Annotated in this window: 25 protein-coding genes and 1 pseudogene; 10 read left to right on the top strand and 16 right to left on the bottom strand. The window is 72.6% G+C overall.

All coding sequences use genetic code 11. The annotated features are described in order from the left end of the window. Positions 1 to 66: 66 nt before the first annotated feature. Positions 67 to 504 (top strand): MarR family winged helix-turn-helix transcriptional regulator, encoded by a 438-nt coding sequence (locus tag ACVW2K_RS21655; protein ID WP_457203930.1) that lies wholly within the window; start codon positions 67 to 69, stop codon positions 502 to 504. Here the strand turns inward: ACVW2K_RS21655 and ACVW2K_RS21660 are convergent. Together ACVW2K_RS21660 and ACVW2K_RS21665 are read right to left on the bottom strand one after the other, a co-directional pair. Then, complete coding sequence (locus ACVW2K_RS21660) at positions 452 to 1,393, bottom strand: bile acid:sodium symporter family protein (RefSeq protein ID WP_457203931.1); 942 nt, start codon at positions 1,391 to 1,393, stop codon at positions 452 to 454. The two genes, ACVW2K_RS21655 and ACVW2K_RS21660, sit on opposite strands and share 53 nt — an antisense overlap. 12 nt (positions 1,394 to 1,405) lie before the next feature. Then, a complete protein-coding gene (locus ACVW2K_RS21665; RefSeq protein ID WP_457203932.1) occupies positions 1,406 to 3,235 on the bottom strand; it encodes a fibronectin type III domain-containing protein in 1,830 nt (609 codons plus the stop codon). A 41-nt stretch (positions 3,236 to 3,276) separates the two neighbouring features. Between ACVW2K_RS21665 and ACVW2K_RS21670 the strand changes: the two genes are divergently transcribed. Continuing rightward, positions 3,277 to 4,377, top strand: a complete 1,101-nt coding sequence (locus ACVW2K_RS21670) for an acyltransferase family protein (RefSeq protein ID WP_457203933.1) — start codon at positions 3,277 to 3,279, stop codon at positions 4,375 to 4,377. Here ACVW2K_RS21670 and ACVW2K_RS21675 read toward each other — a convergent pair whose 3' ends face one another. The 6 genes from ACVW2K_RS21675 to ACVW2K_RS21700 are packed head-to-tail and all read right to left on the bottom strand — an operon-like array spanning position 4,378 to position 11,397. Further along, positions 4,378 to 5,529 (bottom strand): CDP-glycerol glycerophosphotransferase family protein, encoded by a 1,152-nt coding sequence (locus ACVW2K_RS21675; protein WP_457203934.1) that lies wholly within the window; start codon positions 5,527 to 5,529, stop codon positions 4,378 to 4,380. It abuts the gene before it with no gap. Further along, the gene (locus tag ACVW2K_RS21680; RefSeq protein WP_457203935.1) at positions 5,526 to 6,776 is read right to left on the bottom strand and encodes a lipopolysaccharide biosynthesis protein; all 1,251 of its coding nucleotides are present in this window, start codon (positions 6,774 to 6,776) and stop codon (positions 5,526 to 5,528) included. The genes ACVW2K_RS21675 and ACVW2K_RS21680 overlap by 4 nt, the downstream gene beginning before the upstream one ends. Before the next feature lie 10 nt (positions 6,777 to 6,786). Further along, a complete protein-coding gene (locus ACVW2K_RS21685) occupies positions 6,787 to 9,036 on the bottom strand; it encodes a hypothetical protein (protein ID WP_457203936.1) in 2,250 nt (749 codons plus the stop codon). Further along, positions 9,029 to 9,865, bottom strand: coding sequence for a hypothetical protein (locus ACVW2K_RS21690; RefSeq protein ID WP_457203937.1), 837 nt, complete (start codon positions 9,863 to 9,865; stop codon positions 9,029 to 9,031). The genes ACVW2K_RS21685 and ACVW2K_RS21690 overlap by 8 nt, the downstream gene beginning before the upstream one ends. Further along, positions 9,862 to 10,938, bottom strand: a complete 1,077-nt coding sequence (locus tag ACVW2K_RS21695) for a glycosyltransferase family 4 protein (RefSeq protein ID WP_457203938.1) — start codon at positions 10,936 to 10,938, stop codon at positions 9,862 to 9,864. Before ACVW2K_RS21695 ends, ACVW2K_RS21690 begins: the two co-directional genes overlap by 4 nt. A 24-nt stretch (positions 10,939 to 10,962) precedes the next feature. After that, positions 10,963 to 11,397, bottom strand: a complete 435-nt coding sequence (locus tag ACVW2K_RS21700; RefSeq protein ID WP_457203939.1) for a hypothetical protein — start codon at positions 11,395 to 11,397, stop codon at positions 10,963 to 10,965. Between the two features lie 84 nt (positions 11,398 to 11,481). Here ACVW2K_RS21700 and ACVW2K_RS21705 point away from each other — a divergent pair, with 84 nt between their 5' ends. The 4 genes from ACVW2K_RS21705 to ACVW2K_RS21720 are packed head-to-tail and all read left to right on the top strand — an operon-like array spanning position 11,482 to position 15,643. Next, complete coding sequence (locus tag ACVW2K_RS21705) at positions 11,482 to 12,534, top strand: glycosyltransferase family 4 protein (RefSeq protein ID WP_457203940.1); 1,053 nt, start codon at positions 11,482 to 11,484, stop codon at positions 12,532 to 12,534. Between the two features lie 58 nt (positions 12,535 to 12,592). Further along, positions 12,593 to 13,594 carry a glycosyltransferase family 2 protein gene (locus tag ACVW2K_RS21710; protein ID WP_457203941.1) on the top strand — a complete coding sequence of 334 codons (1,002 nt, stop codon included), beginning with the start codon at positions 12,593 to 12,595 and terminating at the stop codon, positions 13,592 to 13,594. A 44-nt stretch (positions 13,595 to 13,638) separates the two neighbouring features. Beyond that, on the top strand, positions 13,639 to 14,520 hold the full coding sequence (locus ACVW2K_RS21715; RefSeq protein WP_457203942.1) for a DUF1295 domain-containing protein: 882 nt from the start codon (positions 13,639 to 13,641) through the stop codon (positions 14,518 to 14,520). Next, entirely contained in the window at positions 14,510 to 15,643 is a 1,134-nt protein-coding gene (locus ACVW2K_RS21720) for an FAD-dependent oxidoreductase (RefSeq protein WP_457203943.1), read from the top strand. Before ACVW2K_RS21715 ends, ACVW2K_RS21720 begins: the two co-directional genes overlap by 11 nt. Here ACVW2K_RS21720 and ACVW2K_RS21725 read toward each other — a convergent pair. Together ACVW2K_RS21725 and ACVW2K_RS21730 are read right to left on the bottom strand one after the other, a co-directional pair. After that, positions 15,624 to 16,781: a fatty acid desaturase family protein gene (locus tag ACVW2K_RS21725; protein ID WP_028637477.1), complete on the bottom strand. Its 1,158-nt coding sequence runs from the start codon at positions 16,779 to 16,781 to the stop codon at positions 15,624 to 15,626. The genes ACVW2K_RS21720 and ACVW2K_RS21725 overlap by 20 nt on opposite strands. 198 nt (positions 16,782 to 16,979) lie before the next feature. Beyond that, entirely contained in the window at positions 16,980 to 17,408 is a 429-nt protein-coding gene (locus ACVW2K_RS21730) for an Hsp20/alpha crystallin family protein (protein WP_457203944.1), read from the bottom strand. Positions 17,409 to 17,498: 90 nt separating this feature from the next. On the opposite strand from ACVW2K_RS21730, the gene ACVW2K_RS21735 reads away from it, so the two are divergent. Then, complete coding sequence (locus ACVW2K_RS21735) at positions 17,499 to 17,792, top strand: MerR family transcriptional regulator (protein ID WP_028637475.1); 294 nt, start codon at positions 17,499 to 17,501, stop codon at positions 17,790 to 17,792. 168 nt (positions 17,793 to 17,960) lie between these two features. On the opposite strand, the gene ACVW2K_RS21740 is transcribed toward ACVW2K_RS21735, so the two are convergent. Both ACVW2K_RS21740 and ACVW2K_RS21745 read right to left on the bottom strand, forming a co-directional pair. Further along, the gene (locus tag ACVW2K_RS21740; RefSeq protein ID WP_457203945.1) at positions 17,961 to 19,415 is read right to left on the bottom strand and encodes a M1 family metallopeptidase; all 1,455 of its coding nucleotides are present in this window, start codon (positions 19,413 to 19,415) and stop codon (positions 17,961 to 17,963) included. Positions 19,416 to 19,510: 95 nt separating this feature from the next. Beyond that, positions 19,511 to 20,746 (bottom strand): annotated as a pseudogene (locus tag ACVW2K_RS21745) (amino acid permease); the annotation flags it as partial. A gap of 343 nt (positions 20,747 to 21,089) precedes the next feature. Between ACVW2K_RS21745 and ACVW2K_RS21750 the strand changes: the two are divergent. Next, on the top strand, positions 21,090 to 21,932 hold the full coding sequence (locus tag ACVW2K_RS21750) for a hypothetical protein (RefSeq protein WP_457203946.1): 843 nt from the start codon (positions 21,090 to 21,092) through the stop codon (positions 21,930 to 21,932). 31 nt (positions 21,933 to 21,963) lie between these two features. Here the strand turns inward: ACVW2K_RS21750 and ACVW2K_RS21755 are convergent, their stop codons facing one another. Then, positions 21,964 to 23,319, bottom strand: coding sequence for a DUF222 domain-containing protein (locus ACVW2K_RS21755; protein ID WP_457203947.1), 1,356 nt, complete (start codon positions 23,317 to 23,319; stop codon positions 21,964 to 21,966). A 74-nt stretch (positions 23,320 to 23,393) separates the two neighbouring features. Continuing rightward, the gene (locus ACVW2K_RS21760) at positions 23,394 to 23,576 is read right to left on the bottom strand and encodes a hypothetical protein (RefSeq protein WP_457203948.1); all 183 of its coding nucleotides are present in this window, start codon (positions 23,574 to 23,576) and stop codon (positions 23,394 to 23,396) included. A gap of 52 nt (positions 23,577 to 23,628) precedes the next feature. On the opposite strand from ACVW2K_RS21760, the gene ACVW2K_RS21765 reads away from it, so the two are divergent. Continuing rightward, positions 23,629 to 23,949 carry a putative quinol monooxygenase gene (locus ACVW2K_RS21765; protein ID WP_457203949.1) on the top strand — a complete coding sequence of 107 codons (321 nt, stop codon included), beginning with the start codon at positions 23,629 to 23,631 and terminating at the stop codon, positions 23,947 to 23,949. Positions 23,950 to 23,952: 3 nt separating this feature from the next. On the opposite strand, the gene ACVW2K_RS21770 is transcribed toward ACVW2K_RS21765, so the two are convergent. Then, complete coding sequence (locus ACVW2K_RS21770; protein ID WP_197025315.1) at positions 23,953 to 25,431, bottom strand: M1 family metallopeptidase; 1,479 nt, start codon at positions 25,429 to 25,431, stop codon at positions 23,953 to 23,955. Positions 25,432 to 25,600: 169 nt separating this feature from the next. Here ACVW2K_RS21770 and ACVW2K_RS21775 point away from each other — a divergent pair, with 169 nt between their 5' ends. Then, positions 25,601 to 26,020 (top strand): hypothetical protein, encoded by a 420-nt coding sequence (locus ACVW2K_RS21775; protein WP_457203950.1) that lies wholly within the window; start codon positions 25,601 to 25,603, stop codon positions 26,018 to 26,020. Between the two features lie 58 nt (positions 26,021 to 26,078). Here ACVW2K_RS21775 and ACVW2K_RS21780 read toward each other — a convergent pair whose 3' ends face one another. After that, positions 26,079 to 26,810, bottom strand: coding sequence for an SDR family NAD(P)-dependent oxidoreductase (locus tag ACVW2K_RS21780; RefSeq protein WP_457203951.1), 732 nt, complete (start codon positions 26,808 to 26,810; stop codon positions 26,079 to 26,081). Positions 26,811 to 26,821 lie beyond the last annotated feature (11 nt).

Raw genomic sequence — 26,821 nt, forward strand, 5'->3', positions numbered from 1 at the left:
CGGTTCAGCACCTGCTGCAGCTGAGCGAGGAACCGGTCCCGTCGCGGCTTCCCTAGAGTTGCCCTCGTGGACGAACCGGACTTCGGCGTGCTGCTGGCGATCGCCAACGCGACGTTCGTCGACGGGCTGCAGACCCACATGCGCGACTCCGGCTACGCCGGCTTCAGCACCCGCACCGGGTTCGTCCTCCGGGTGCTCGGCACCGACGCCCTCAGCCTCCGGAAGGTGGCGGACCTGCTCGAGGTGTCCAGCCCGGCGGCCCTGAAGGTGGTGGACGCGATGGTGCGCGACGGATACGTCGAGCGGGTGGCCGCCCCCGGCGACCGTCGGGTCCGCGCGATCAGGGCCACCGCCCTCGGGCACGCGGCGCTCTTCGACGCGCGCCGGTTCCACGCCGACTTCGAGGAGTCGCTCGGCAGTCGGGCGACCGCACTGCGCCGCGGGCTCACGGTCATCGCGCAGCGGGGGTCCCCCGCGATCCCGCGGGTGCTGCGGGAGCCGTAGCCCGCCTCCACCAGCTCGAGAGCACCAGCCCGGTCGTGACGTCCCACAGCCCCCAGAGCGCGGCGACGAACGCCACGCCGCCGAGGTCGCCGAAGAACCCGAGCGCGAGCACCAGCGCGAGACCGGTGTTGCGGACGCCGAGCTCGAAGGTCATGGCGCGCACTCCGGGCACCGCGAGCCGCAGCCCGCGCCCCGTGCCGTAGCCCGCCAGCAGCGAGATCGCGTTCTGCAGCACGATCGCGAGCGCCACGGCGCCGACGTAGGTCCGGAACGCCGCGAACTGCCCGGCCAGGCCGCCGACCACGATCAGCAGGAGCAGCACCAGCGCCCCGGGCTCGACGAAGCGGCGGGCCCGCGCGGAGAAGCCTGGGAACCGCCAGGCCACGAGCAGCCCGCCCGCGAACGGCAGCCCGATCAGCAGCGCGACCTCCGCGGCCATGCCCCACGCGTTGATCGACACGTCATTGAGGAGGTCGTCGGCGGCGGGGTTCAGGCCGCACCAGAACGCGACCGCCGCCGGGGTGAGGACGATCGCGACGACGTTCGACGCGGTGGTCAGCGAGATCGAGAGCGCCACGTCGCCGCCCGCCCGGTGGGTCAGGATGTTCGAGAGGTTCCCGGCCGGGCAGCAGACCACCAGGATCATCCCGATCGCGACCGAGCCGCGGACGTCCAGCGCCAGCGTGAGCAGCACCGTGAGCACTGGCATCAGGAGGTACTGGGCCAGCAGCCCGGCGCCGATGGCGCGTGGGCGGCGCACGACGTCGCGCAGGTCGGACGGCCGGACGTCGAGTGCCACGCCGAACAGGAAGGCCGCGATGACGACCTTGGTGGCCAGCTGGAAGCCGTCGCCGAGGTCGACCTGGAGCTGGTCGATATCATTAACCACAGTTAATGATAACTAGCGGATGCGGACCCGCCTGGTCTTCGCGACGTCTCCCCAGCCCATCTCGTTGCGCGCCTGCACCGTCACCCGCAGCCGCTTGCCGGACACCAGCCTCCGGACCGTCGCCTGCCGGGCGTCCGGTCCGACGGTCATCGTGCGTCCCCCGGCGGTCAGGCGGTACGCCGTCACCGGCCGGCCGTTCCCATCGGCAGGCGTCCAGGTGAGGGCGACCCGGCCCTTGCCGGGCGTCACCTTCACGATGCCCGGCGCGGTCGGGACCGTCGCGGGGACGACCGTCGTGGCGACCGGGTCCGAGGAGCCGTCCGCGCCGACGGTGCGCACCGTGTAGTCGTAGGCCGCGCCGTTGACCAGCCCGCTCTCGGTGTACGAGCGGGCGCCAGGGGGCAGGCGGACCGGCTCGCCGCCGCCGCGGGTCACCTCGAAGCCGGTCACGTGGGCCGACGTCGGCGGCAGCTTCCAGCGCAGCGTGGCGCTGCCGTCGCCCGGGGTCGCGGTCAGGTTCGCCGGCGCGGGCGGGTCGGTCGGGTCGATCGTGACGACGGTGACCTGCCCGTCGAGCGCGACGGGCACCGTCGTGCCGACGCGTTCGCGCACCAGGTCGGGCCCGTCGGTGGGGCGGTAGACCGTGAGGTCGTGCGGCACGTCCAGCCGGATCGTGACGTCGGCCGGCGTCACCGGGATCCGCTTCTGCTGGTCCGGGTCGTAGATGCGCACGTCGCGCCACAGCAGCAGCACGAAGCGCCCGTCCCGCTGCTGGGTGAGCAGGTACCTCGCGTCGTTCGGCAGGCCCTCGGCGCCGACGGCCAGCGCGCCGGGCGAGAAGGTCGGGCCCGGGTCGGCCAGCAGGCCGAGCAGGTCCCGCATCGCGGTGTAGGCCGGCTTCGGCGACAGGTCGTGGCGGAGCAGGCCGAAGTGCGCCTCGACGTTGGTCTGGTCCGGGTCGTCGAAGGAGTCGATCAGCTCGTAGCTGTACACCCGCTGCTCGCCGCGGGCGACGTGCTCGAGCAGCAGCCGCGGCAGGTACACGCCCGCCACGTCCTCCGGCACCGGCCGGTGGCTGCTGGAGCTGTTCATCGCGTTGGTGTAGCCGGCCTCGGTGGTGACCAGCGGCTGGTCGGGCATCGACTGCCGGACCGCGTGGGTGATTGCGCCGATCTGGTTCGACGGCTGGTAGCCGCCCGGGTACATGTGCGCGTTCGCGAGGTCCGCCATCGCCGAGACGTCGCCCAGGTCGGTGTAGTTCCACTTGAACGCCAGCGCCGGGGAGAGCACGGGCAGGTCCCTGGTCGCGGCGTTCGCGTGCGCGGCGGCGTACAGCCCCTGCTGCCAGCCGCGCACCTCGTCGACCCAGCCGTCGCCGCCGGACAGGTCCCACTCGTTGGCGCCCTCCAGGCTCTCGACCGCACCGGCGGGCAGCTGGTCGGCCACGGTCCGCACGTAGTCGGCCGGCGTCCCGCCGCTTTCCGGCCGGCCCATGATCAGGTCGAAGCCGATCCCGCGGTCGGCGACGGTCCTGATCGCGCGGTACTGCCGCGGCGAGTCGAGGAACAGGTCGTCGCGCACGTGCCGGACGCCGAGACCGGACAGCGCGTCCGCGACCGCGCCGGCGTCCTGGTACGGCGTGTTCAGGAAGTTGAGGTGGATGCCGACGCCGTAGCTGTCGGCGACCGAGTCGGACGAGATCGCCTGCAGCGGTGCCACGGCGCGGTCGTGCGTGCCGCGCTGGGCCGGGTGCGCGGCCTGGGCCGCCCCCGGCGCGAGCACCAGCGCCGGCACCAGGGCAGCGGTCAGCGACGCGAGCAGAGCTCGACTAGTCCTCCCCATGCCCCGCATAACGGACGCTCCGTGTTCTTCGTTACGCCCGCATGGCGGGGACGGGGCGCTTCGACTACCTCGACGGGATCCGGGCGGTCGCGATCTCGGTGGTGCTCGCGCTGCACTGGGCCAGCTGGTACACGCCGCTCTTCCACGGCGGTTCGATCGGCGTCGACCTGTTCTTCGTGCTCAGCGGCTTCATCATCACCACGATGCTGTGGCGGACGCCGACCGGGTGGGTGCCGTTCTTCCGCCGCCGGGTGGTCCGCCTCTACCCGGCCCTGGTCGGGCTCGTCGTCGGCGCCCTGGTCCTGTACGCCGTGGTGCCCTGGGCGCCGGACAGCCCCGCCGAGGTCGCCGAGCGCGGCCTGCTGGTGCTGACTCAGACCACCTCGGTCTGGGCCGCCGGCCAGTCCGGCAGCCTGTGGCTGCCCGGCCTCCAGCCCTTCGGCCAGACCTGGTCGCTGGCGGTCGAGTGGTACTTCTACCTCCTCTGGCCGGTGCTCCTGCTCGCCGCCCGCCGCCGCGGCTGGAGCGCTCGCCGGCTGGCCATGGCCTGCGTGGCGGTCGCCGCGGCGGCGTACGCCCTGTCGCTGCCGCTGCCGACATTCGTCCTCTACTTCGGTCCCACCGAGCGCTGCGGCGAGCTGCTCGCCGGCGCCGCCCTCGCACTGTGGTTCCAGCACGCGGGGCAGCCCACGCACGGCCGCGGCGCCACCGCCGCCTCGGTGACGGCTCTCGCCGCGGTCGCGGCGTACGCGCTCCTGGGGCCGGACGGGCACAGCCCGCTCTACCGGCTGGTCGGCGTCCCGCTCGCGGTGGCCGCGGCGGTGACCATCATCCACACCGGCTACGGCGACCAGGCCGGCATCGTGCACCGCCTCCTCGCGCACCCCTGGCTGGCCGGCATCGGCCGGAGCAGCTACAGCCTCTACCTCTGGCACGTCGTGCCGTTCCTGCTGCTCGCCGACGCTCCAGCACCCAAGCCCCTCCTCGGGCTGGTCGCGGTCGCGTCCGCGATCGCGCTCACGACGCTGAGCTACCGCTACCTGGAGAAGCCGTTCCTGCGGGCCCGCAGCGACGTGCTGTCGCCGCGGCGGATCGACGACCGGCCCGCGTCACCCTCGCCCTCGAACGAGCGTCGCACCTGATCAGGCGGAGCCCAGCACCCCGAGCTTGACCAACGCGGTCACCAGGTCGTCGGCGGCGGTCTCGGTCTGGTTGAGCCCGATCCGATCGGCGACGGCGCGGCGCTTGGTCCGGCCCCGGTTGCCGTCGGAGTCGAGGTCGGTGAAGAACCCCGTGAACGGGCGGCAGCCGAGGTCGACGACCTCACCGGGCACCCACTCCAGGATGTCGGCGGGGTACAGCGGCCGGTCGTAGCGGGCCCGGTCGGTCACCAGGAACGCGATCGGCCGGTCCACCAGCAGGTAGTCGACCCACACGCTGGAGTAGTCGGTCACCAGCCCGACCGAGGCGCCCAGCAGCGCGTAGAGCGACACACCGGCGGCAGCCAGGTCGTCCTCGTCGACCGTGACCGCACCCGGCCACTGCCGGCGGTCGGCGTCCATCGGGTGCGGCTTCACGACCAGCTGGACCCCGCGCTCCTGCAGGCCGGCCAGGAGCACGTCCAGGCCCGCCCGGTCCTCGGTCGCGAGCGTGTCGTGGACGCGGACCGCACCGACCGCGCGTGGGGTGCGGAACGTCGGCATCCAGACCACGAACGGACCGGTGATGCCGAGCGCGGCCAGCCGCTCCCGCGGGACGGCCTGCCAGAGCTGGTCGGTGCGCGGGTTGCCGGTCGCCAGCACGAACCCCGCTGGTACGTCGAAGGCCGCGGCCTGCCAGGGCGAGAACAGGGAGGTGCTGCCGACGAAGTACGTGCTGGCGATGTGCGCCCCGACGCCCTTCCCGGGCGTGATGTCCTTGGGGCCGTCACCGTGCCAGATGTTGACGACCGGCTTCCGCGGCACCGGCCGCGGGCTGCCGTACAGGCCGTGCGTGAAAAGCACCGCCTCGGCGCGCAGGTAGGCCCAGAGCCCGCGCAGGCTCGCCTTCGGGACCAGCACCAGCCCCTGCGCCTCGAGCTCGCTCACCGCCGCGGGCACCGGCCCCCGGTCCCGGAGCCAGACCACCCGGCCGGCGTACCGCCGCACCAGCGCGCGGGCGGTCTCGACGCCGTTGCCCTCGGTCTCCGGGTAGGCGGAGACGACGACCGAGCGGCTCTGCGGCACCACGTGCGAGAGCGCGTGGAGGACCAGCCGCAGCGTCCCGAGCACGGCGGTGAGGGCGAGGTTCCTCATGCGGGCTCGAGCTCCAGGTCCGGCGCCCGGTCGGGGAAGCGGGCGAAGGTCGCGGTGGCGAGGTAGCCGAGCAGGCCGCCGACGGCGTGGCCGATCCCCCACGCCGCGCCGACCCAGACGGTGCCGTGCGGCGCGAGCAGGATCGCCAGCACCAGCATCACCACGGTGCTGATCACCTGCACGCCGATCATCGCGGTCAGGTGGGCGGCCAGCCGGAGCCGCAGCATGCCCCAGTAGTTGAACGCCGCCCCGACGCACGCCAGCGCCAGGACGCGCAGGGTGGTGGTGCCCTCGTCGACGTAGTGGCTGCCGAAGATCGCGAGGAAGTACGGCGCCAGCACGACCATCGCCGCGCAGCCGAGCACCGCTCCCCCGAGCAGGAGCAGCCCGCTGCGTCGGACGACGGCGTGCCGGCCGTCCTGCGCGCGCTCGACCTCGGCGTAGGAGAGGTTCGCCACCGACAGGACGACCGCATTGAGGAGCGCGGCGACCTGGAAGCTGATGAAGTAGGCGCCCGCCTGGGCCGAGCCCAGCGCGTTGACCACGATCAGCGGGAACACCAGCAGCGGGAGCACGGTGAGCACGTAGGTCACGTAGCCGGCGGCCGCGAAGCCGCGGTTGGCGAGCAGCTGCGGGGACGGGCGCGGGGTCCGCGAGCCGGGGACGTGACGCAGGATCACGAGCAGGCTCGCCACGCCGCAGGCGCCGACGGCGAGGCCCACCGAGCCGTAGAGGCCGAACGCGCCGGCACCGGCGAGCAGGAACGGCAGGCCGCACTTGAGCACGCCCATCAGCACGCCGTTGAGGCGCAGGAACGACCAGACCCGGTCGATGGCGAGGAACACGCTGTCGGTGAGCACGTTGAGCGCGGTGACCGCCACGAGGACGGCGTACAGCGCGATGGTCAGCGGCGAGGAGAGCACGTCCGCGAGCCGGGGCGAGGTCATCGGGAGCAGCAGGGCGTAGACCAGCGCGAACGCCGCACCGGCGGTCAGCACCACCAGCGCGGCCGTGACGACGTCGGCCGCCTTGCGCGAGCTGGCGGGGAGGGTGCGCACGATCGCGATGTTCAGGCCCAGCTGGGCGAACAGCGCCAGTGAGTCGCCGGCCGCCACCAGCGACCCGGCCAGGCCGACGTCCTGCGGGGACGCCAGGCGGGCCGCGATCACCCAGAAGGCGGCGCCCGCCCCCGCCATCAGGATCGTGGTGACGAAGACGAGCAGCGAGTTGCTCATCAGCCTGCTCACGAGGGAAGCCTCATCGGTACACCCGTGCCTGCGGTGCGTCGTAGAGCAGGTCGAGGTGCCGGTCCAGCTCGTGCAGCGGGTAGGCGTAGGTGAGCAGGTCACCGGTGTAGAAGACCGTCGACTCGCCCTGGTCGAGGATCTGCCCGTCCACGAACACGTAGGCGTCGCGGGACAGCAGGGTCGGGTAGAGCCGGTCGGAGACCGGGGCGCGGTTCTCGCTGAGCGCGAGCAACCGGACGTTGAGGTTCCGGCTGGCGATGATCCGCTCGTTGGTGCGGTCCGCGTGGTCGACCCGGCCGAGCCAGGTGAGGCCCTGCATCTCGGAGTCGCTGGCGAAGAACCGGTCGTAGTAGGTGCCGGCGTTCTCGAGGCCGATCCGCTGCTGGGTGCCGGCGAGCACGACGAGCAGCGCGACCGGGACGACCGCGGTCAGGACCCGCTTGCGCAGGACCCAGCAGATGCCCATGGCCATCACCGGGGCCACGACGAGCAGGGTCTGCTGGAACGCGCGCAGCACGCCGTAGTCGACGGAGAGATTGGGCACCACGACGATCAGGCCGAGCGCGGCCATCGAGCCCCAGGTCAGGAAGGTCACCTCGCGCGGGAGGGCCTGGTCTCCGCCGGACCTGGTAGTGCGGCGCCGGAAGAGCCAGATCAGGCCGAGGAACAGGAAGCCCTCCATCAGCAGCGCGCAGACCATCTTCACGGGGGTCGCGGGCTGCGTCTGCACCGCGGGCGCGAGGTCCGCCGGGCCGGGGTCGGGGATGGCGCGCAGGTCGGGCGGGATCTCCTGGTCGCGGTAGTCCAGGGTCGCCTGCACGAACAGGTGCATCCGCTGCTCGGGCGAGGTGCGGTCTCCGAACGGCTTGGCGTACGACGTGTCCGACGAGCCGGGCCCGTCGGCGCCGTGGCCGGTGAGCGACCGGACCGTGTCGTGCAGGACCTCGCTCGCGTGCCCGCCCGTGTGGGTGACCGGACCGGCCCAGGCGAGGGTGATCGCGACCAGCGCGGCGACCATCGCCGGGTGCAGCAGCACGAGCGTGTGGGTGTCGGGGCGCTCCTGGCCGCGCCGGCGGCGTACCAGCGCGATCACGCCGAGACCGGCGAGCGCGGCGACCATCGCCATCAGCAGCACGTATGTCGTCGAGTAGTGCGACAGGATCACGCCGACGCCGAAGGCGAGCACCAGGGCCCGGGTGGTGCGGCTGCGCGGCTCGGTCGCGGCGAGCAGCGCGAGCGCGAGGAAGAAGAACGCGACCTCCTGGCGGACCAGGTACGGCATGTCGGTGAAGAACGTCGGGAACGCGACCGTGAGCACCGCCGCAGCGATCGCCGTCCGGCGGTCGACGAGCCGCCGCGCGAAGAGGTACGTCAGCACCGGCACGAGCGCGAACGCCAGCTGCAGCAGGAGCTTGAAGACGACCAGCCCCGAGAGGCCGGTCGTCTGCGCCAGCACCGTCGGCAGGATGGTGACCGACAGGCAGGCGTTGTAGGCGCTCGGGAGCGCCGACATCTCCCAGTTCTGGGCGGTGTTGGTGAGCGTGAACGCGAGGTACTCCGCCTGGACGTCGTGGCCGGTGATGTTCCAGCCGCGCAGCGAGGTGGCGAGCAGCAGGCCCGCGGAGACCAGTCCGACGATCCAGGCGTCGTACGCCGTGGAGCGCTCGCGCCCGAGCATCAGCGCCAGCAGCGCGCCGCCGGAGACGACGACGGCGGTCACGGACACGAAGCCCGAAGCCCCGTTGTTGAGCCGGATCGCGCCGATAACGGAGAGCAGCAGCGCGGCCGCGGCGAGGGTCGGGGCGAGCTCGAACCGGGCGTCGAGGACCGCCCGGGCCGCCCGGCGCACCTCGCGCCGGGTGAGGACCGGGACCTGTCGCCGCCAGGCCAGCAGCGCGGCGTCGACCACCAGCCAGGTGACCGCCAGCGGCAGCGGCGCCAGCGGGTGGTCGACGCCGACCCACCCGAGCACGGTGTCGAGGGCGAGTCCGCCCACGACCAGGCCGAGCAGGGTGACCCCGAACGCGTACGGCAGCGTCGTCGCCCGGCGCCGGAGCACGAGCGTGGGCAGCGCGACGAACGTGACCAGGGCGATCGCCGCGCGCAGCACGGGGATGTCCAGGTCGAGGGCGACGACGGCCTGCGCGAGGACCAGGGCGAGCAGCGGCCAGCGCAGCCCGGTGCGCCGGGGCGCCGGCGTGAGCTCGACGTACGACGGGACCGGGCCGTCGAGGAGCACGGTGTCCCCGGCGTCACGCATGGCCGGCCTCCAGGCTGCCCCACCGCGACAGCGGCAGGTCGGTCGCCTCGGGCCAGCGCAGGATGACGTCCTCGTGGATCGCCAGCATCTGCTCGAGCAGGGCCTGGGGGGTGTCGAAGTCGGCGGGGTCGAGGGGCTCGTGCAGGCGGATGACCGGCCCCCGCTCGTCCTCCTCGGAGGTCATCACCACGACCGGCGCGCCGGCCTCGGCGGCGAGCCGGGCGGCACCGAACGAGCCGAGGACCTCCCGGCCGACGAACTTCATCGGCGTCCGGCCGGGGACGTCGGAGGCGATGGCGAGCACCTGGCCCTCGCGCAGCAGGTCGAGCAGCCCGGCGGTCCCGACGGCGGCGCTGACGGCGGTGCCGCCGTTCGCCGTGCCGATCCGGATGTGCTGCTGCAGCCAGAGCGGGGCGTCGGGCTCGAGCATGTACGGGTAGACGACCATGTGGGCCGGCGCGCCGCGCCGTGCGATCGACGGGAAGCCGCCGTCGTAGTAGCCGTGGTGGACGAAGTTCAGCAGCACGCCGCGGCCCGCCGACCGGGCCCCGAGCAGGAAGCCGATGCCGTCGACGCGCAGGCTGGTGAGCAGCTCGGGGTGCCACCGCAGCTCGCCGCGGCGGGCCTGGTAGCGGACGTAGTCGCGGGCGATCGCGTCGAGGTCGGCGCCGGGGCGGGTGTGCTCGAGCAGGAAGCGCATCTGGGCGAGGGCGTCCTCGCGGGCGGCCGGTCGCAGCCAGGCGGCGCGGGAGCGCGCGGCCACCACCGCCGGCAGCATCGCTGTCGGCACCCGGGCCCGGATCCGGGCGGCGATCTGCTCTGCGGTCATGCCACGTCCTCCCTCACTGCTTCCAGCACGGAGAGCGTCGGTCCCACCCGCTGCTCCCAGTCCCAGCGCGACGGCTCGACGGCCATCGGGCTCGCCAGCACGCCGGCCAGGGCATCGGCCAGCGCGGCCGGGTCGCCCGGCGGCACCAGCCGGCCGTCGACGCCGTCGCGCACCACGAACGGGATGCCGCCGACGTCCGAGCCGACGACCGGGCACCCACAGGCCAGCGCCTCAGCGAGCGTCATCCCGAACGACTCCGACTCGGTCAGCGACGGCAGCACCGTCACGCCCGCGCGCCGGTAGTACGCCGGGAGCTCGCCGTGCGCGATCCGTCCGTGCCACGCGACCAGGTCCGCGACCCCGAGCTCGGCGGCCCGCTTCTGCAGCGTCTCGACGTCGTCGCCGTCGCCGACCACCTCGAGGCGCACGTCCGGGACCAGCGCGCGGAGCCGCGGCAGCGCGTCGACCAGCACCTGCAGGCCCTTCCAGCGCGAGGTGCGCTCGACCCGGCCGGCGTACAGGACGGTCCGCCCGCGGGGCTCGCCGGTCGGCGCGAAGAGCGCGCCGTCGACGCCGGGTGGGATCAACGTCGCGCGGCCGGTGGCGTGCGCGAGCGAGACCGGGGAGACGGCGACCAGCGCGGCGCAGCGGCGGAAGACGCGCGGGAGCACGTGCCGCTCGTAGGCGCGCAGCAGCGGGTCGACCACGCCGCCCTTGGCCAGCGATCCGGAGTGGTAGGTGAGCACGACCGGCTGCGTGGCGACGAGCGCCGTCAGGTCGGCCAGGCCGGGCACCGGGGCGTGCGCGTTCACGACGTCCGCGCCGCGCAGCAGCCGGCGCAGCTGCCAGGCCCACAGCGGGTTGACCGGGGTGTTGGACAGCGTGAGCCAGGTGCCCAGGCGGACGACCGGGATGCCCTCGTACGACGTGCGCACCAGCCGCCGGCCGCGGCCGGTGGTGACCACGAGGACGTCGTGGCCGGCGTCACGGACGGTGCGGGCCACCCAGGCCGCGTACTGCTCGACGCCGCCGGGGTCCGGTGGGAACCGCGGCGTCACGATCGCCACCCTCATGTCGCCCGCCTCATGTCGCCCGCCTCATGTCGCGGTCCCGGGGCAGTGGGCGAAGACCTGGCGGTCCTCGCCCGGAAGCTCGACGCGCACCTCGTAGCTGTCCCGGGAGGGGCGGTCGAGGTCGCGGACGACGCTGGCCGTCTCGCCCGGGTCGACGGTGACCGATCCGGGGGTGTCGTGGCCGGCGACCGACACGACGTACCGCAGGTCGCGGACCTCGTCGAGGTGGCTGCTGACGTCGAACGCGACGCGCAAGCGGTCACCGGCGCCGGCACAGGTGACGACGGTGCCGTCGGCGGCGTGGCCGAACGCCAGGCCGACGTACTGCTGCGGCTGGTGGGACGCCGAGAGCGCGACCTGGTGGCGGACGCCGGGCAGGAGGACGGCGAGCAGCGCCACCAGTCCGACCGCCAGCGCGGTGACCGGGACGACGCGACTCCACCAGCGCTCCCTCAGCACGTCGGGTCAACGCAGGGCCCTCGGGCCGGTTACGCGCGGCATACTGCGCGGGTGAGCCGGTCTGAACCACTTCGCGTCCTGCACGTGGCGCACCAGATGCTGCCGCACGTCGGCGGCCTGGAGACGGTGGTCGCGGCGGAGACCCAGGGGCTGCTCGCTCGCGGCTGGCGGGTCGCGGTGGTCAGCAGCGCCGGCGAGGTCGGCCCCGGCGTCCGCGACGAGGACGGCGTGCGCACCGTGCGGGTGCGGGCGTGGAACGGCCTCGAGGAGCGGTTCGGCGTGCCGTTCCCGCTCTTCTCGCCGCGACTGCTCTCCCGGCTGTACGGCGAGGTGCGCCGCGCCGACGTCGTGCACGTCCACGACGTCCTCTACCTCTCCAGCTGGGTCGCCGCGATGTGGTGCATCGCACTGCGCACGCCGTACGTCGTGCACCGGCACGTCGGCTTCGTGCACCACTCCTCCGCGCTGGTGCGGCTGGTGCAGCGGGTCGTGCTCGGCACCATGGGTCGCCTGGTGCTGTCGCGGGCGGGCGCCGTGCTCGCTATCGACGAGCACGTCGCGAGCGGCCTCGCGGGCGCGCAGGTGCTCGGCAACGGCGTCGACGTCGACCGCTTCCACCCGGGTCCCCCGGTCGGGCGGGACCGGCCCCGGGTGCTGTTCGCCGGCCGGTTCGTGCCGAAGAAGGGCTTCGACGTGGTCGCAGCCGCCGCGGGCGACGAGTACGAGCTGGTGTTCGCCGGCGGCCAGCGACCCCCGGGGTACGACGACCCGCGGCTGTCCTTCCTCGGCTCGGTCCCCGCGGCCGCGATGCCCGAGGTCTACCGCGACGCGGACGTGATGGTCGTCGCGTCGGTGGGCGAGTGCCCGCTGACCGTGATCGAGGCGATGGCGTCCGGGCTGCCCGTGCTGCTCCGCGAGGACCCGGCCCTGCACTCGCCGTGGACCGTCGGTCCTGGGGTGTGGTTCGTGGACATGGCCGCCGGCGAGCTGGCCGGCGCGCTGCGCGAGCTGGTCGCGGATCCCGAGAAGATGCGGCGGATGGGGGCCGAGGGACGCGCGCACGTCGCGGCGTCCTACTCCTGGGACGTCCACGTCCAGCATCTGGATCAGAGCTACCGGGGCGTAACCCCCTGTTGACTGCCCCGTTGGGAGGGCGTTGGCGATCTCGGGACCATCGACCGACCGGGGGTCTCCTATGTCATGGGCAGAGCGTTACCGCATCGCGGCGGTCGTGCCGTGCCACAACGAGGAGGCGGCGGTCGCCACCGTCGTCGCAGACCTGCGGGCCGCGGTACCCGGGATGGACGTCTACGTCTACGACAACCGCAGCACCGACCGCACCGTCGAGCGCGCGCTCGAGGCCGGTGCGATCGTCTGCTCCGAGCCGCACAAGGGCAAGGGCAACGTCGTGCGCCGGGCGTTCGCCGACATCGACGCCGACATCTACCTGATCATCGACGGTGACGACACCTACGACGCCGCCGCGGCCCCGGCCATGATCGAGCGGCTGGTGACCGAGAACCTCGACCAGGTCGTCGGCGTACGCCGCGGCTCGGCGTACCGCTCCGGCCACGAGTTCGGCAACCGGCTGCTGAACCGGATCGTCTGCGCGATCTTCGGCGACACGATGGGCGACATGCTCAGCGGCTACCGGGTGTTCTCACGCCGCTTCGTGAAGAGCTTCCCGGCGGTGTCGCGGGAGTTCGAGATCGAGACCGAGCTCACCGTGCACTCGCTCGCGCTGCGCATCCCGTCGGCCACCGTGGATGTCGGCTTCACCGACCGGGCCGAGGGCTCGGAGTCCAAGCTGCGCACCTACCGCGACGGCTGGAAGATCCTGAACGTGATCTTGATGCTCACCCGCCACGAGCGCCCGATCTACTTCTTCGGCCTGGTCTCCTCGCTCCTCACGCTGGTCTCGATCGCGCTCGCGACGCCGGTGCTGGTCGAGTACGTCCAGACCGGGCTGGTGCCGCGCATCCCCTCGCTGATCGTCGCGTCGTTCCTGGTGATGATGGCCTCCCTGCTGCTGCTGGCGGGGGTCGTCATCGACGGCACCCGCAAGTCCCGCCACGAGGTCAGCCGGCTCTCCTACCTGCGGCACCCGGCCGTGCGCGGCACGTACGTGCAGGACCCGTCGTACTTCACCGACGAGGCGCGCCCGCTGGCCGTCGTACCGGCGCCGCGGTCCGGCTGACCACGTCCGCCACGAACTGGAACGTGTTCTAGTACGGTTCGGGCATGACCAAAGCGGCGTCCCTGGCGCGCGTCGGCTGCTGCTACGTCCTGGCGATCGGGGTCGGCGCCGCCTGGCTGTACCTCGGCCCTGACTCTGGCCGGTTGTGGCTCGACGGGCTGATCGCGGACCTGCTGGGCACCCTGGTGGTCTTCGGGTTCAGCCGCGCGTACCGCAACTCGAGCTGTTACGACGCCTGGTGGAGCGCGCTGCCTCCGCTGCTGGCGGTCTACTGGTGGTCCGAGAGCACCCCGGACACCAACGACGTCCGTGCGTGGCTGGTGATCGGCGTCATCGTGGTGTGGGCGGTCCGGCTGACCGGCAACTGGGTCTACGCGTTCCCGGGCTTCCCGCACGAGGACTGGCGCTACCCGATGCTGCGGGAGGGGAAGAGCCCGGCCGCGGCCTTCGTCGTCGACCTGTTCGGCATCCACCTGGTCCCGACGCTCCAGGTCTTCCTCGGCCTGGTGCCGGCCTACGTGGCGGTCACCCGGACCGGCCGGGACGTCGGCTGGCTGGACGCCATGGCGGTCGTGGTCGGGCTCGGCGCGGTCGCACTGGAGCTCGTCGCCGACGCGCAGATGTACCGGTTCGCCCGGATCAAGCAGCCGGGCGAGGTGATGGACCGCGGCCTGTGGGCCTGGTCGCGGCACCCGAACTACCTCGGCGAGATCCTCTTCTGGGTCTCGCTCGGGATCTTCGGCCTCGCGGCGTCCCCGTCGCACTGGTGGCTGGTGTTCCTCGGGGCCCTCGCCATGGTCCTGCTCTTCCTGCTCGCGAGCATCCCGATGATGGAGAACCGCAGCCTCGAGCGGCGGCCGAGCTACCAGGACGTGATCGACCGGGTGCCGATGCTGCTCCCGCGCCCGCCGCGGCGTGCCCGCTGACGTGGGCGTGCGGCCACGCGTGGTGATCGCCGGGCTGGGCGACACCGGCCTCCTCACCGCGATCCACCTGTCGCGGCACGCCGACGTCGTCGGGATCAGCTCCAAGCCCGCACTGGTGAGCGGCCAGGAGCTCGGCACCCGCCTCGCCCGCCCCGACGCGTGGGCGCGCGACTACTTCGTCGGCTTCGACCGGTACCGCCGGCTCGACCGCGCGCGCGTCGTCCACGGGACGCTGACCGGGCTCGACCCGGTCGCTCGCACCGTCGAGGTCCGGTCGGCCAGCGGCACGACCGAGCAGGAGCGGTACGACGCGCTCGTCATCTCGACGGGGGTCACCAACGGCTTCTGGCGGCGGCCCGAGCTCCAGTCACTCGCGGAGGTCCGGGCGGCGGTCGGCGCGGCGCACGCCCGGCTCGCCGCGGCCCGCTCGATCAACGTCGTCGGCGGCGGCGCGGCGGCCGTGAACACCGCCTTCAACCTCGCGACCACGTGGCCCGCGACGGAGATCGACCTCTGGTTCCCGGGCGAGCACGCGCTCCCCCAGCACCACCGGCGGGTCTGGCACCAGGTCGAGAGCCGCCTGCGCGACGCCGGCGTGCGGATCCACGCGGGTCACCGCGCCGTCGTACCTCCCGGCTCCGGCTGTGACGAGATCACGGCCGACCCGGTCGAGTGGACGACCGGGCAGCCGGCGGCCGTCGCGGACGCGACCGTGTGGGCCGTGGGCCGGGTCCGCCCCAACACCGGGTGGCTGCCGGCCGAGGTGCTCGACGAGGACGGGTTCGTCCGGGTCGCTCCCGACCTGGGCGTGGTCGGCGCACCCGGGGTCTTCGCGATCGGCGACGTCGCCGCCACGGACCCGCTGCGCTCGACCGCGCGCAACCGCGCTGACCGCCTCCTGGCGCGCAACATCCGCGCCCACCTCGACGGTCGCCCGCTGCGGGACTACACCCCGGCCCGCCGCCGCTGGGGGTCGGTGCTGGGCTTCCAGCCCGAGGGCCTGCTCGTCTTCACGCCGTCCGGGCGCGGCTTCCGCATCCCGGGGTGGTCGATCGACACGATCCTCCAGCCCTGGATCGTGCGCCGCGGCATCTACGGCGGCGTCAGGCGGGAGCGGGGCTGAGCAGCTTGCGCAGCTGCGGGCGCAGGTTGCGCCGGTTGGTCTCGGCCAGCCAGCCGTTCGGCAGCGACAGCCGGAGCACCTTGTGCCACGCGCTCGCGACCTGCTTGACCATCGGCCGGGCGTTGTAGGGGAGCTCGAACCTCGCGAACACCTCGCGCACCCGCGGCGCGATCTCGTAGTACCGGTTGCTCGGCAGGTCCGGGAAGATGTGGTGCTCGATCTGGTGGGACAGGTTGCCGGTCATCAGGTGCAGCGCCCTGGAGCCGGAGATGTTCGCCGAGCCGAGCATCTGCCGCAGGTACCAGTGCCCGCGGCTCTCGTTCTCGTCGAGCTGCGCCTGCTCGAAGGTGGACACGCCCTCGGGGAAGTGGCCGCACATGATCACCGAGTGGCTCCACAGGTTGCGGACCAGGTTCGCGGTCGCGTTCGCCGCGAGCGTCGACTTCCAGCCGCGTCCGGACAGCGCCGGGTAGACGACGAAGTCCTTGCCGAGCTGGCGGCCGGCCTTCTTCAGCGCGATCCGCACCTCGGCCATCTTCTCCGGCGACATGTTGCGCTTGTCCCGGATGTGGTCGCCGAGGTCGAGGTCGAACATCGCGATGCCGTACTCGAAGATGCAGGCGGTCACGAAGTTCCAGACCGGCTGCACGAGGTGGCGCGGCTGCCACTCCTGCGCCTCGTCGACGCGCATGATGCCGTAGCCGAGGTCGTTGTCCATGCCGACGATGTTGGTGAACCGGTGGTGGGTGTCGTTGTGGGCCCGCTGCCACTGGGCCGCCGGCGTGACGTGGTCCCACTCCCACGTCGTGGAGTGGATCTTGGGGTCGCGCATCCAGTCCCACTGGCCGTGCAGGACGTTGTGCCCGATCTCCATGTTGTCCAGGATCTTGGCCAGCGCCAGACCGGCCGTCCCGGCCACCCACGCCGTCCGGTTGCGGCTGCGGAGCAGCGTCGCCCGGCTCGCGAGCTCGACCAGCCGCTGGACCTTCACGAGGCGGCGGATGTACGCCGCGTCCCGTTCGCCGCGGCTGTCGAGCACCTGCTGGCGGATCGCGTCCAGTTCCTTGCCCAGGACCTCGACCTCGGCCTCGCTCAGGCCACCGGGCGTCGTACGCGTGGGCTCGATCGTGACGGTCATGTCGCCAGTGTGCCCGGCCGGGCCACGGATCACCCCTTCCCCGCGCCACGGGTTCTCCGAGTACAGCCTCAGGCGACCCTCAGGCCCCACATCCCGCAGGGGCCCCACCAGGCACGTTCCCCCCGGGTTCGCAGCGCAGCGAGGCCGCCCTGCACGGGCGGCCCCGCTGTGTGCCGGGGATGTGGGGCCGGGAGCGGGTCAGGCCTCGATCGCGGCGCGATCGGGCTCGCTCAGCCCGCCGATCTCGATCTTGCGCGGCTTCGCCCTCTCAGCGACCGGGACGACCAGGCGCAGCACGCCGTCGGCGTACTCCGCCTCGATCCGGTCGAGGTCGAGGTTGTCGCCGAGCACGAGCTGCCGGCTGAACACGCCCTTCGGCCGCTCGGAGGCCAGGGCCTCCCAGTCGCCGTTGCGGGCCACCCGCTCGGCGCGGACGGTCAGCACGTTGCGCTCGACGTCGAGGTCGATGCTGTCCTTCGCGACGCCGGGCAGGTCGAACTCGATCACGAAGCGCTCGCCCTCGCGCCAGGCGTCCATCGGCATCACCGCGGGACGGTTGGTGGTGCCGAGGAGCTGCTGGGTCAGGCGGTCGAAGTCGCGGAACGGGTCGGTGGTGCGCAGCAACATCACTGTCCTCCTGGTTCTCTGCCGGGGCCCGGGGACCGGGTCCGTATCTGTAACGATGGTTACAGGTTTCTTATACCCGATTCATCAGGCATGATCAAGAGCGTGCCGCACAGCAGCCAAGGCGTCTTCGCGATCTCCGTCGCCGCCGAGATGGTGTCCATGGAGATACAGAACCTGCGCGTCTACGAGCGCCGCGGCCTGCTCGAGCCGGACCGTACGTCAGGCGGCACCCGGCTCTACAGCGCCGACGACATCGAGCGGCTCCACCGGATCCGCGAGCTGCTCGCCGACGGCCTCAACCTCGCCGGCATCGCCGAGGTCCTCCGGCTCGAGGGCCGGGTCCGGGCGCTGGAGGACGAGGTGGCCCGGCTGCGCCGCCGCTGAGGCGGGCTCAGGCGTCGTCCCGCCGGACGCGGAGCTTCTCCGGGTTGCGCATCACCCGGACCCGCACCCGGGCGTCGGTGATCCCGAACGCGTACACCGCGATCGTCGCGCCGTCCTCGATGGCGACGAGGCCCGGCTGGCCGTCGCGCGGGCGTCCCGGTGTGAGGATCAGCGGGGGCTCGACGTCAGCAGCGCGTGGGTGCGGCTGATCTCGGCCCACGACGGCGGTGCCGAGGACCGCCCCGTCGAGCTCGTGTCGAAGTCCCGGGGGAACCCGTTCGCCCGGGTCGGCGCGGGCCGCTCGCCCGTGTAGAGCCAAGCGTCGAAGAACGAGCCGAGATCCTCCCCGGACTCCTGCTCGGCGAGCGCGACGAAGTCGTCGGTCGAGGCGTTCGCGTGGCGGTGCTGGGCCACCCACGCACGCAGGACCGAGAAGAACGCCGGGCCGCCGATGCGGGTGCGCAACGCCTGCAGGGCCATGGCGCCACGGTCGAGGACGGCGAGGCCGGACTCCTGGCGAGCAGTCGGGGCGCCGATGGGGACGCTCCAGAACGCGCTGTCGCCGGCATGGTCGTCCCAGGCGGCGCGGAACAGCTGGCGCCCGTTCCCGCCGGAGTGCAGCTCCGACCAGCGCCACTCGGCGTACGACGCGAAGCCCTCGTTCAGCCAGATGTCGCGCCAGTCCTCCACCGACACCGAGTCGCCGAACCACTGGTGCGCGACCTGGTGGACGACGACGTAGATGTTCGGCCCGTCGTGCCAGAACGACCGGGCGTAGACGGGCCGGGTCTGGTTCTCCATCGTGAACCCCGTGCTCCCGTCGGTCGCGACGCCACCCATGGCGTCGAACGGGTAGGCGCCGAACTCGCGCGAGCCGAACTCCACCACCTCCGGCGTCCGGGCGAGCGCGGCCGTGGCCCGGCGACCCTCCCGGCGGCCGTGGGTGGCGACCGCCGTGACCACCGGGTGCCCGTCGATCCGGGTGCGCGCGATGTCGTACTGACCGACGACGAAGAACGCGAGGTACGGCGCCATGGGGTCCGGCCCGCCCCAGTGCCAGGTGCGCAGGCCGTGCCGGACGTGCTTCGAGACCAGGTTGCCGTTGCCGATCGCCTCGAGGCCCTTGGCCACGGTGACGCGCACGTCGTAGGTCGCCTTGTCGGTCGGCCGGTCGTTCGACGGGTACCACCACGCCGAGGTCCCGGACCTCCCGGCCGCCACCGCCCCGCTGCTGGTCCGGATCCGCGACGGCGCCCCGGCATACTTGACCCGGACCATCATCGCCTGGCCCTCGCGCAGCGCCGTCGACGGTGTCACGACCAGCTCGTGCCCAGCACTCGTGAAGGATGCCGGCCGGTCGTTGACCCAGACCCGGGACACCGGCAGCGCGAAGTCGAGGCCGAAGCGGGACAGCGCCTGCGTGGCGTGGGCGCGGATCCAGGTGTTCCCCGTGAGCCGGTCGGTGCTGGGTGTGTAGGCGACCCGGATGTTGTAGTGGTCGACGTCGTAGCCCCGGCCGGCGTCGGGCGCGTCCGCCGGCGCGGCCTGGGCGGCACCCGCGGGCAGCAGCACGACGGTCACCAGAGCGACGGCGAGGCGGCGTACGCGTGCGTGTGAAGACATGTGGCTTCCTCCCGAGAAGGGACCACCCGGTGTGGTCCGCCGGGAACGCAACCACAGATCGCGGAGCGCCGTGCGCGCTCTCCACAGGCCCCGGCTCAGGTGTCCTTCGTCTGCACGACCGTCCCGTGCCCGAGCTTGCTGTGCCGGTAGCCGTAGACCGCATAGACCACCACGCCGATCAGGAACCACACCGCGAACCGCACCCACGTCTCGGGCTGGAGCTTGGTGACCAACCACAGGGAGAACGCGATGCCGAGCAGCGGCGTGAACGGCATCAGCGGCGTCCGGAACGTGCGCGGCAGCTCCGGCGAGCGGTAGCGGAGCACGATCACCGAGGCCGACACGACCACGAAGGCGAGCAGGATGCCGATGTTGGTGAGCTCGGCGGCATCCCCGATCGACACGAAGCCGGCGATGCCGGCCGACACGATCCCGACGATCCACACCGGCCGACTCGGCGAGTGGTGCTCGTTGGTCTTCGCGAACCAGGCCGGCAGCAGACCGTCGCGGCTGATCGCGTACCAGACCCGGCTCGCACCCAGGGTGAAGGAGAAGAGCACGGTGACGATGCCGACGATCGCGCCGACGGCGACGACCTTGGAGAACCCGCCCAGCCCGACGGACTGGAACGCCTCGCTGAACGCCGCGGTGCTGCTCAGGTCCTGGTAGTCGACCATCCCGGTCAGCACGGTCGCCGCCAGCAGGTAGAGCACCATCGCGATCGCGAGCGAGTAGATGATCGCCTTGGGCAGGTTCCGCTCGGCCTCCTTCGACTCCTCGGCCGCCGTGCTCATCGCGTCGTACCCGAAGACCGCGAAGAAGACCGTCGCCGCACCCGTCGCCGCGCCGCTCAGCCCGTGCGGGAAGTACGGCGTCAGGTTGTCGGTGTCGATGTAGAAGACGCCGACCACGATCACGGCGAGCACGATCAGGAGCTTCACGCCGACCAGCCAGGTCTCGACCTTGGCGCTGGTCTTGATGCCGCGGTTCAGCAGCCACGCGACGCCCAGGCAGAGCAGCACCGCGAACAGGTCGATCCGGTGCCCGTCACCGGTCCCGGGCGCACCGAGCATCCACGCGGGCAGGTCGAGCCCGATCGCGTCGGCGAGGAAGGTGATGTACTGCGAGACCCCGATCGCGACGACCGCGACGATCGCGGTGTACTCCAGCAGCAGGTCCCATCCGATGAACCACCCGACCGCCTCGCCGAGGACGGCGTAGCCGTAGGTGTACGCCGACCCGGCGACCGGGATCAGCCCGCCGAACTCGGCGTACGACAGCGCCGCGCACGCGCTCGCGACGCCCGCGATCAGGAACGACACCGTCACCGCCGGGCCCGCCGTGTCCTTCGCGACCGGCCCCGGCCAGCGCGAAGATGCCGGCCCCGATGATCGCGCCGAGGCCGATCGCGGTCAGCTGCCACAGCCCGATGGAGCGCTCGAGCCCCCCGTCGCTCTCCTCGGTCTGCACCGGCTTCCGCCGGAAGATGCCCGTCCTCGGTTCCACCCGCTGCTCGGTCATGGGCCTCTGGTACCCAGTTGCGAGAGGTCCGTGACACCCGCTCCAGGCACGACCTCTGAAGTGCGTCATGACGGCCGACGGTCGCCGTCCCTGTCCGGGGACGTGACGACAGGGCACGACCCACGACGAAGGGACGACACAGCGGTGAAGGTGATGCGGTCACGGACCGGAGCGGTGGTGCTCACCGCCGCCGCGATGATCGCGGCGAGTGGCGTGGGCGGAGCGGCGGCAGGCAGCCTGATCACCTCGAAGCAGATCAAGGACGGCACCGTCGCCTCGGTCGACGTCAAGGACGGGACGCTCCAGGAGGCGGACCTCAGCACCGCGGCCCGCCGCGTCTTCGGCTTGCCGGGCCCGCAGGGTCCGGAGGGTGGGGAAGGTCCGCGGGGCCCGCAGGGAGAGGTCGGCCCGGCCGGTCCGGCCGGTCCGGCCGGTCCGTCGGGGCCGCAGGGCGACCCGGGCAGCGCCGGCGCCGACGGTCTCCCGGGAGCGACCGGGCCTGGTGGCCCGGCCGGGCCTCAGGGACCGGCTGGCCCCCAGGGGCCGGCGGGTCCGCAGGGACCTGCCGGGGTCTCGTCGGTCCAGACGGTGGTCATCCCGGCCGGCGCCACGGTGACGCCGGGCGGCACGGTGCTCGGCCAGGTCTCCCTCTCGCCGTCCGTCAACTACGTCGTCACGGCGGGGGTCACCGCACTGTCGAGCGTGACCGACTCGATGCAGTGCCAGCTGGGCGCCTCCACGAGCCCGAGCTGGGACGACATGGGCGAGACCGACGTCACCGGCAGGGCCACCGTCCCGCTCGAGCACGCCTATCCGCGGACGAACGGGCTCACCCAGTACACCGTCACCGTCGCGTGCCGCTCGGCCGCGGAGAACTACGTCGTCGACACCGGCCACATCTACGTCTGGCAGGTGGGCAGCATCAGCTCCCCGGGCTCCCACGTCCTCTACCGAGTCGGCAGGTCCGACCTGTCCTGGGCTCCCATGGGGAAGTGAGCCGGGCAGATCGCAGCGGTCGAGGGCGCGCTCAGGCAGCTCGGTACGGTGGCGAGACCAGGAAGGTGTAGCGGCCGCTGTCGTCGGCTCGCGGTGGCGGGGACCAGGCCGGTCTTCGGGTGACCGGATCGATCCGGAGCCGCCAGGCTGTCTGGTGCACGGTGGTGTGATGTCGTCGGCAGAGCAGCGCCAGGTTGTCGAGGCTGGTCGGACCACCGTCGGCCCAGTGGACGACGTGGTGGGCGTCGCACGCCTCGGGAAGCCGGCTGCAGGCGGGGAAGACGCAGTGGGCGTCGCGAGCGACCAGCGCGTGCCAGATCGCCGTCGTCACCAGCCGCTGCGTGCGACCCACGTCGAGCACCTGGCCCGTGGCGCCGAGCACCATCGGGATCAGCTCGGTGTCGCAGGCGATCCGCCGGGCAGCCCGGGCCGACAGCGGCCGGCCGCCGGGCAGGAGCCCGGCGGAGGTCTCGAGGTCACGCTGCAGGTCGTCGAGGGAGATGGTCACGACCATCCGCGGCGTCGCACCGTGGCTCTCGGGCAGCAGGTCGGCCGTCTGCAGCCGGCGGCAGGCCTCGACCAGCGCGTCCCACATCCGCACGCCGAAGTCGCGGGGGTCACGGCCGTCGTGTGCGCAGGCCTGCTCGGGACACGGAGTGCCCCGGTCTCCCGGGTCCGTGAGGTCGCGCCGTCGGCCGCCGCAGGCGCCGGGCGTGCCGCTCACCGGCGCGGCCAAGGGCATCAGCACCGACTTCAGCTGCTCGACCTCCTCACCGCTGCCGTACCCCTTGATCCAGACGCCGCCGAACTCGTCGTCGGAGAACGAGAGGAAGCGCGCGCGGTGCGCGGCGCGCTCGGCCCGGGGCAGGGACAGGTCGGCACCCCGCAACCGGTGGTCCGGATCGAGCTCGGCCACGACGGCCGGCCAGGCGTGGTCCAGGTCCGTGGCGTCGAGGTCGCGCGCCCGCGCCAGCAGCAGCCCCTCGGCGGCGCCGCGCAGCTCCTCGACCGCGGGCAGCTGCCCCACCCGGCGTCCGATCACGCGCGCCTTGTCGGCCGACAGCCAGCCGTCCGCGAGAGCCCGCTGGGTCCGCGACAGCTCGCGCAGCGCCGCCACCAGGCGCAGCACCCCGCCCCCGGCGCCCTTGCGGCCGCCCGACACCGCCGTCAGGAAGTCCTTCGTCGAAGCCCAGCCCACCGTCGCGGCGGCCTCGGTGCGCTCCAGCCGCTCCGCGGCCTTCAGTTTCGCGGCATCCAGACGCGCCTGCACCCGCTCGAGCTCGACCACGGCGGCCGGCAGGTCCTCGACCGGCACCTCGTCCCACCGGATCTCACTCAAGCGCGCGACGGCCTCGTCGGCCGTGGCGATCGCGGTGAGGGAGAACATGGCGCGAGTCTACTCGAACATGTGTTCGAATGCAATGCCTATCCGCTACTGCGCGGACTCGCTGGGGCTCGGTGTCAGTTGGCGGCCGTCGCGTCCCGCCGACGTTCCGCAGCAGTGGCTGCTTCCCAGGACTTCGCGCGGTACTCGCGCAGCTTCCGCAGGGCGTCGCGCGCAGCGTCCTTCGGGACCTGGTCGCCGTCGAGCGACCGGAGCCAGGCCACGAGCTTCTGGCCCGGGACGATGTCGACGCCGTCCACCACCCGCGCCTCGGAGGGCGTTCCTTGAGCCCGGCGGTGCTAGGAAGGGCAAATGATCTTCATCACCGCCAAGTTCCGCATCAAGCCCGAGCACGCCGACGCCTGGCCCGAGATCACCCGCTCCTTCACCGAGGCCACCCGCGCCGAGCCCGGCAACCTGTGGTTCGACTGGTCCCGCTCGGTCGACGACCCGAGCGAGTACGTCCTGGTCGAGGCGTTCCAGGACGACGCAGCCGGAGCCCACGTGAGCTCGGACCACTTCAAGCAGGCGCAGGCCGACCTGCGGCCGTACCTGGTCGAGACGCCGAGGATCGTGAACTTCCAGGTCGACGGCACGGAGTGGTCCGAGCTCGGGGAGATGCGGGTCGGCTAACCCTCAGCGCCCCTCGACCCGCGCGAGCACGGCATGGGTGTGCTGGATCTTCGACCACGAGGCCGGGACCGCAGAGCGCTCGGTCGCCGCGACCCGCGAGCGGAAGCCCGGCGGGAAGCCGTTCGCCTCCGTCGGCGCCGGCCGCCGGTCGCTGTAGAGCCAGGCGTCGAAGAACGACCCGAGGTCCTCGCCCGACACGCTCTCGGCCAGCGCGATGTACTCGGGGATCGAGCCGTTGCCGTACTGGTGCTGCGCCGCCCAGTCCCGCATGACGGCCATGAAGTCGGCGTTGCCGATCCGGGTGCGCAGCGCCTGGAGCGTCATCGCACCGCGGTCGTAGACGGCGTAGTGGAACTCGTTGTGCGCCCCCGGGTTGCCGATCTTCACCTTCCACATGTCGTTGCCGCGGCCGTAGGCCCGCCAGTACTGGCGGAACAGCTGCTTCGCCGTGCCCTCACCGTGCTTCTCCGACCAGAGCCACTCGGTGAACGACGCGAAGCCCTCGTTGAGCCAGATGTCGCGCCAGCTGTGCACCGAGACCGAGTCGCCGTACCACTGGTGGGCGTTCTCGTGGACGACGACGTAGATGTTGGAGCCGGTGCTCCAGAACCCGCGCGTGTAGACCGGTCGGGTCTGGTTCTCCAGCGCGAACCCGAAGTCGGCGGCTGGCGCGACGCCACCCATCGCGTCGAACGGGTACGCGCCGTACTGCTGCGCCTCGAACCGCAGCACGCTCGGCGTCCGCCGGAGGTCCCTGGCCGCGTACCGGCCCTCGCGGCCCCCGTGCGAGGCGACCGCCGTGATCACCGGCAGGCCGTCCACCCGCGACCGCTCGATGTCGAACTGCCCGGCCACGAAGAACGCGAGGTACGCCGCCATCGGCTTCGCCTCACGCCAGTGCCAGGTCCGCCTCGCGTTCCTGGCGTCGTGCGAGACGAGGACGCCGTTGCCGAGCACCTCGAGGCTCTTCGCCACTGTCACGCTGACGTCGTACGTCGCCTTGTCGCGCGGGTGGTCGTTGGCGGGGTACCACCACGCTGCGATCTCGGGCTCACCGACGGCGGCTGCGCCGTCGTCGGTGCGGATCCAGGGCCGGACCCCGTCGGACCGCACCGTCGACGGCTTCCCCGCGTACGCAACGTCGACGGTCATCTCCTCGCCCGTCGCCAACGCCTGCCGCGGCGTGACGACCAGCTCGTGCTTGCCCTGCGTGTACGTCGCGCGCTCGCCGTTGACCTTCACGCTCGACACCGGCAGCACGAAGTCGAGGTCGAACCTCGTCAGGTCCTGCGTCGCGTGCGCGGTGATCTTCGTCCGCCCCGCGAGGTGGTCGGTCTTCGGCTTGTAGGTGATGTGGATGCCGTAGTGGTCGACGTCGTACCCGCCGTTGCCGTAGTCCGGGTAGTACGGATCGCCGATCCCCCGCGCTCCGGTCGTGTCGCCGGCCGGCGCAGCCTGGGCGACGCCGAGCGGCAACAGCAACGCCGTACCCACTGCCAGAGCGGTACGGCGAACTCGTGCTCCTGATGTCATGACTGTCCTCCCGAGAACGGGCCACCCCGGTGGCCCCTGCCAGCATTCGATCACAGGCCGCCGACGACCGTCGGCCCGAGATGAGGGGAACCGGGGGTCGCGGACCTACTGTGGGGACATGGTCGCGTGGTCAGCAGTTGGTCGTCAGCACGTTCTCGCCGCGATCCACGAGTACGACGAGGTCGGCCAGGATGCGTTCCTCGATCGCTACGGGTTCGCCCGGTCACGCGAGTACGTCCTGCGATACAACGACCACAGCTACGACTCGAAGGCCGTCCTCGGCGCCGCGGTCCGGTACGCCACCGGCACCGCTGCCACGTCCGGTGACTTCTCGGGCGGCAAGTCGGGTGCCGCGAGGGTGCTGCGCGATCTCGACTTCGAGGTCCTGTCTCCGGAGAAGGACAGCTCGGTCGCGTCGGTCCCGACGACGAGCATCCCGAACCAGCGCCGGACCAACGGCATCGAGCCCGTGGTCGCGACCTGCCCGACCTGCTTCCTGGCCCTGCCTGCCTCCGGGGCCTGCGACTACTGCGACTGACCCGCCGCGAGCGGGTACCGGCCGGCGAGCGCGCCAGCACCGCCGTACGTGCACGGGCTCAGCTACGCAGGTAGGACGCGCCGTTCACGTCGATGATCGTGCCGGTCGAGAACTTCGCCTCGGGCGAGGCCAGCCACAGCACCGCCGCCGCGACCTCCTCCGGCCGCGCCACGCGGCCGAACGGCGACTGCGCCCGCACGGCGTCGCCGCCGGGGCCGTCGAGCACCTCGCGCGCCATCTCGGTCTGCACGAAGCCCGGCGCCACCGTCCCGACGGTGATCCCCTCCGGCGCCAGCGCGATCGCCAGCGACTGGCCGAAGGCGTTCATCCCGGCCTTCGACGCCCCGTAGGCCGGGTTCCTCGGCTCCCCGCGGAACGCGCCTCGGCTCGACACGTTGACGATCGCCCCGCCGCCGACCGCCCGCAGGTGCGGGATCGCGCAGTAGGCCGCGTTCGCGGCACCGACCAGGTTGGTGGCCAGCGTCTGGGACCAGGCCGCCTGCCACTCGTCGTACGACGTCTCCAGCGGCGGGTGCGCCACGAAGATGCCGGCGTTGTTGACCAGCACGTCGAGCCGGCCCAGCCGCTCCGCGGCGGAGTCGACGGCGCGCCGTACCGCCTCCGCGTCGGTCATGTCCGCCTGCACGGTGGTGTGGCCGTCGCCCGGCAGCGATGCCACGACGCCCTCGGCGAGGTCGGCCGACGACCCGAAGTGCACCGCCACCTGGTCGCCCTGCGCCGCGAACGCGCGCACGATCGCGGCGCCGATGCCGCGGGAGCCGCCGGTCACCAGAACGCCGC

This window comes from Nocardioides sp. HB32, from assembly GCF_054058995.1.

Excerpts from the sequence above, each read along its gene's own strand:
- ACVW2K_RS21665 (WP_457203932.1), bottom strand. The coding sequence starts at position 3,235 with ATGGGGAGGACTAGTCGAGCTCTGCTCGCGTCGCTGACCGCTGCCCTG.
- ACVW2K_RS21670 (WP_457203933.1), top strand. The coding sequence starts at position 3,277 with ATGGCGGGGACGGGGCGCTTCGACTACCTCGACGGGATCCGGGCGGTC.
- ACVW2K_RS21675 (WP_457203934.1), bottom strand. The coding sequence starts at position 5,529 with ATGAGGAACCTCGCCCTCACCGCCGTGCTCGGGACGCTGCGGCTGGTC.
- ACVW2K_RS21685 (WP_457203936.1), bottom strand. The coding sequence starts at position 9,036 with ATGCGTGACGCCGGGGACACCGTGCTCCTCGACGGCCCGGTCCCGTCG.
- ACVW2K_RS21690 (WP_457203937.1), bottom strand. The coding sequence starts at position 9,865 with ATGACCGCAGAGCAGATCGCCGCCCGGATCCGGGCCCGGGTGCCGACA.
- ACVW2K_RS21695 (WP_457203938.1), bottom strand. The coding sequence starts at position 10,938 with ATGAGGGTGGCGATCGTGACGCCGCGGTTCCCACCGGACCCCGGCGGC.
- ACVW2K_RS21710 (WP_457203941.1), top strand. The coding sequence starts at position 12,593 with ATGTCATGGGCAGAGCGTTACCGCATCGCGGCGGTCGTGCCGTGCCAC.
- ACVW2K_RS21715 (WP_457203942.1), top strand. The coding sequence starts at position 13,639 with ATGACCAAAGCGGCGTCCCTGGCGCGCGTCGGCTGCTGCTACGTCCTG.
- ACVW2K_RS21725 (WP_028637477.1), bottom strand. The coding sequence starts at position 16,781 with ATGACCGTCACGATCGAGCCCACGCGTACGACGCCCGGTGGCCTGAGC.
- ACVW2K_RS21730 (WP_457203944.1), bottom strand. The coding sequence starts at position 17,408 with ATGTTGCTGCGCACCACCGACCCGTTCCGCGACTTCGACCGCCTGACC.
- ACVW2K_RS21735 (WP_028637475.1), top strand. The coding sequence starts at position 17,499 with ATGATCAAGAGCGTGCCGCACAGCAGCCAAGGCGTCTTCGCGATCTCC.
- ACVW2K_RS21740 (WP_457203945.1), bottom strand. The coding sequence starts at position 19,415 with ATGTCTTCACACGCACGCGTACGCCGCCTCGCCGTCGCTCTGGTGACC.
- ACVW2K_RS21750 (WP_457203946.1), top strand. The coding sequence starts at position 21,090 with ATGCGGTCACGGACCGGAGCGGTGGTGCTCACCGCCGCCGCGATGATC.
- ACVW2K_RS21755 (WP_457203947.1), bottom strand. The coding sequence starts at position 23,319 with ATGTTCTCCCTCACCGCGATCGCCACGGCCGACGAGGCCGTCGCGCGC.
- ACVW2K_RS21765 (WP_457203949.1), top strand. The coding sequence starts at position 23,629 with ATGATCTTCATCACCGCCAAGTTCCGCATCAAGCCCGAGCACGCCGAC.
- ACVW2K_RS21775 (WP_457203950.1), top strand. The coding sequence starts at position 25,601 with ATGGTCGCGTGGTCAGCAGTTGGTCGTCAGCACGTTCTCGCCGCGATC.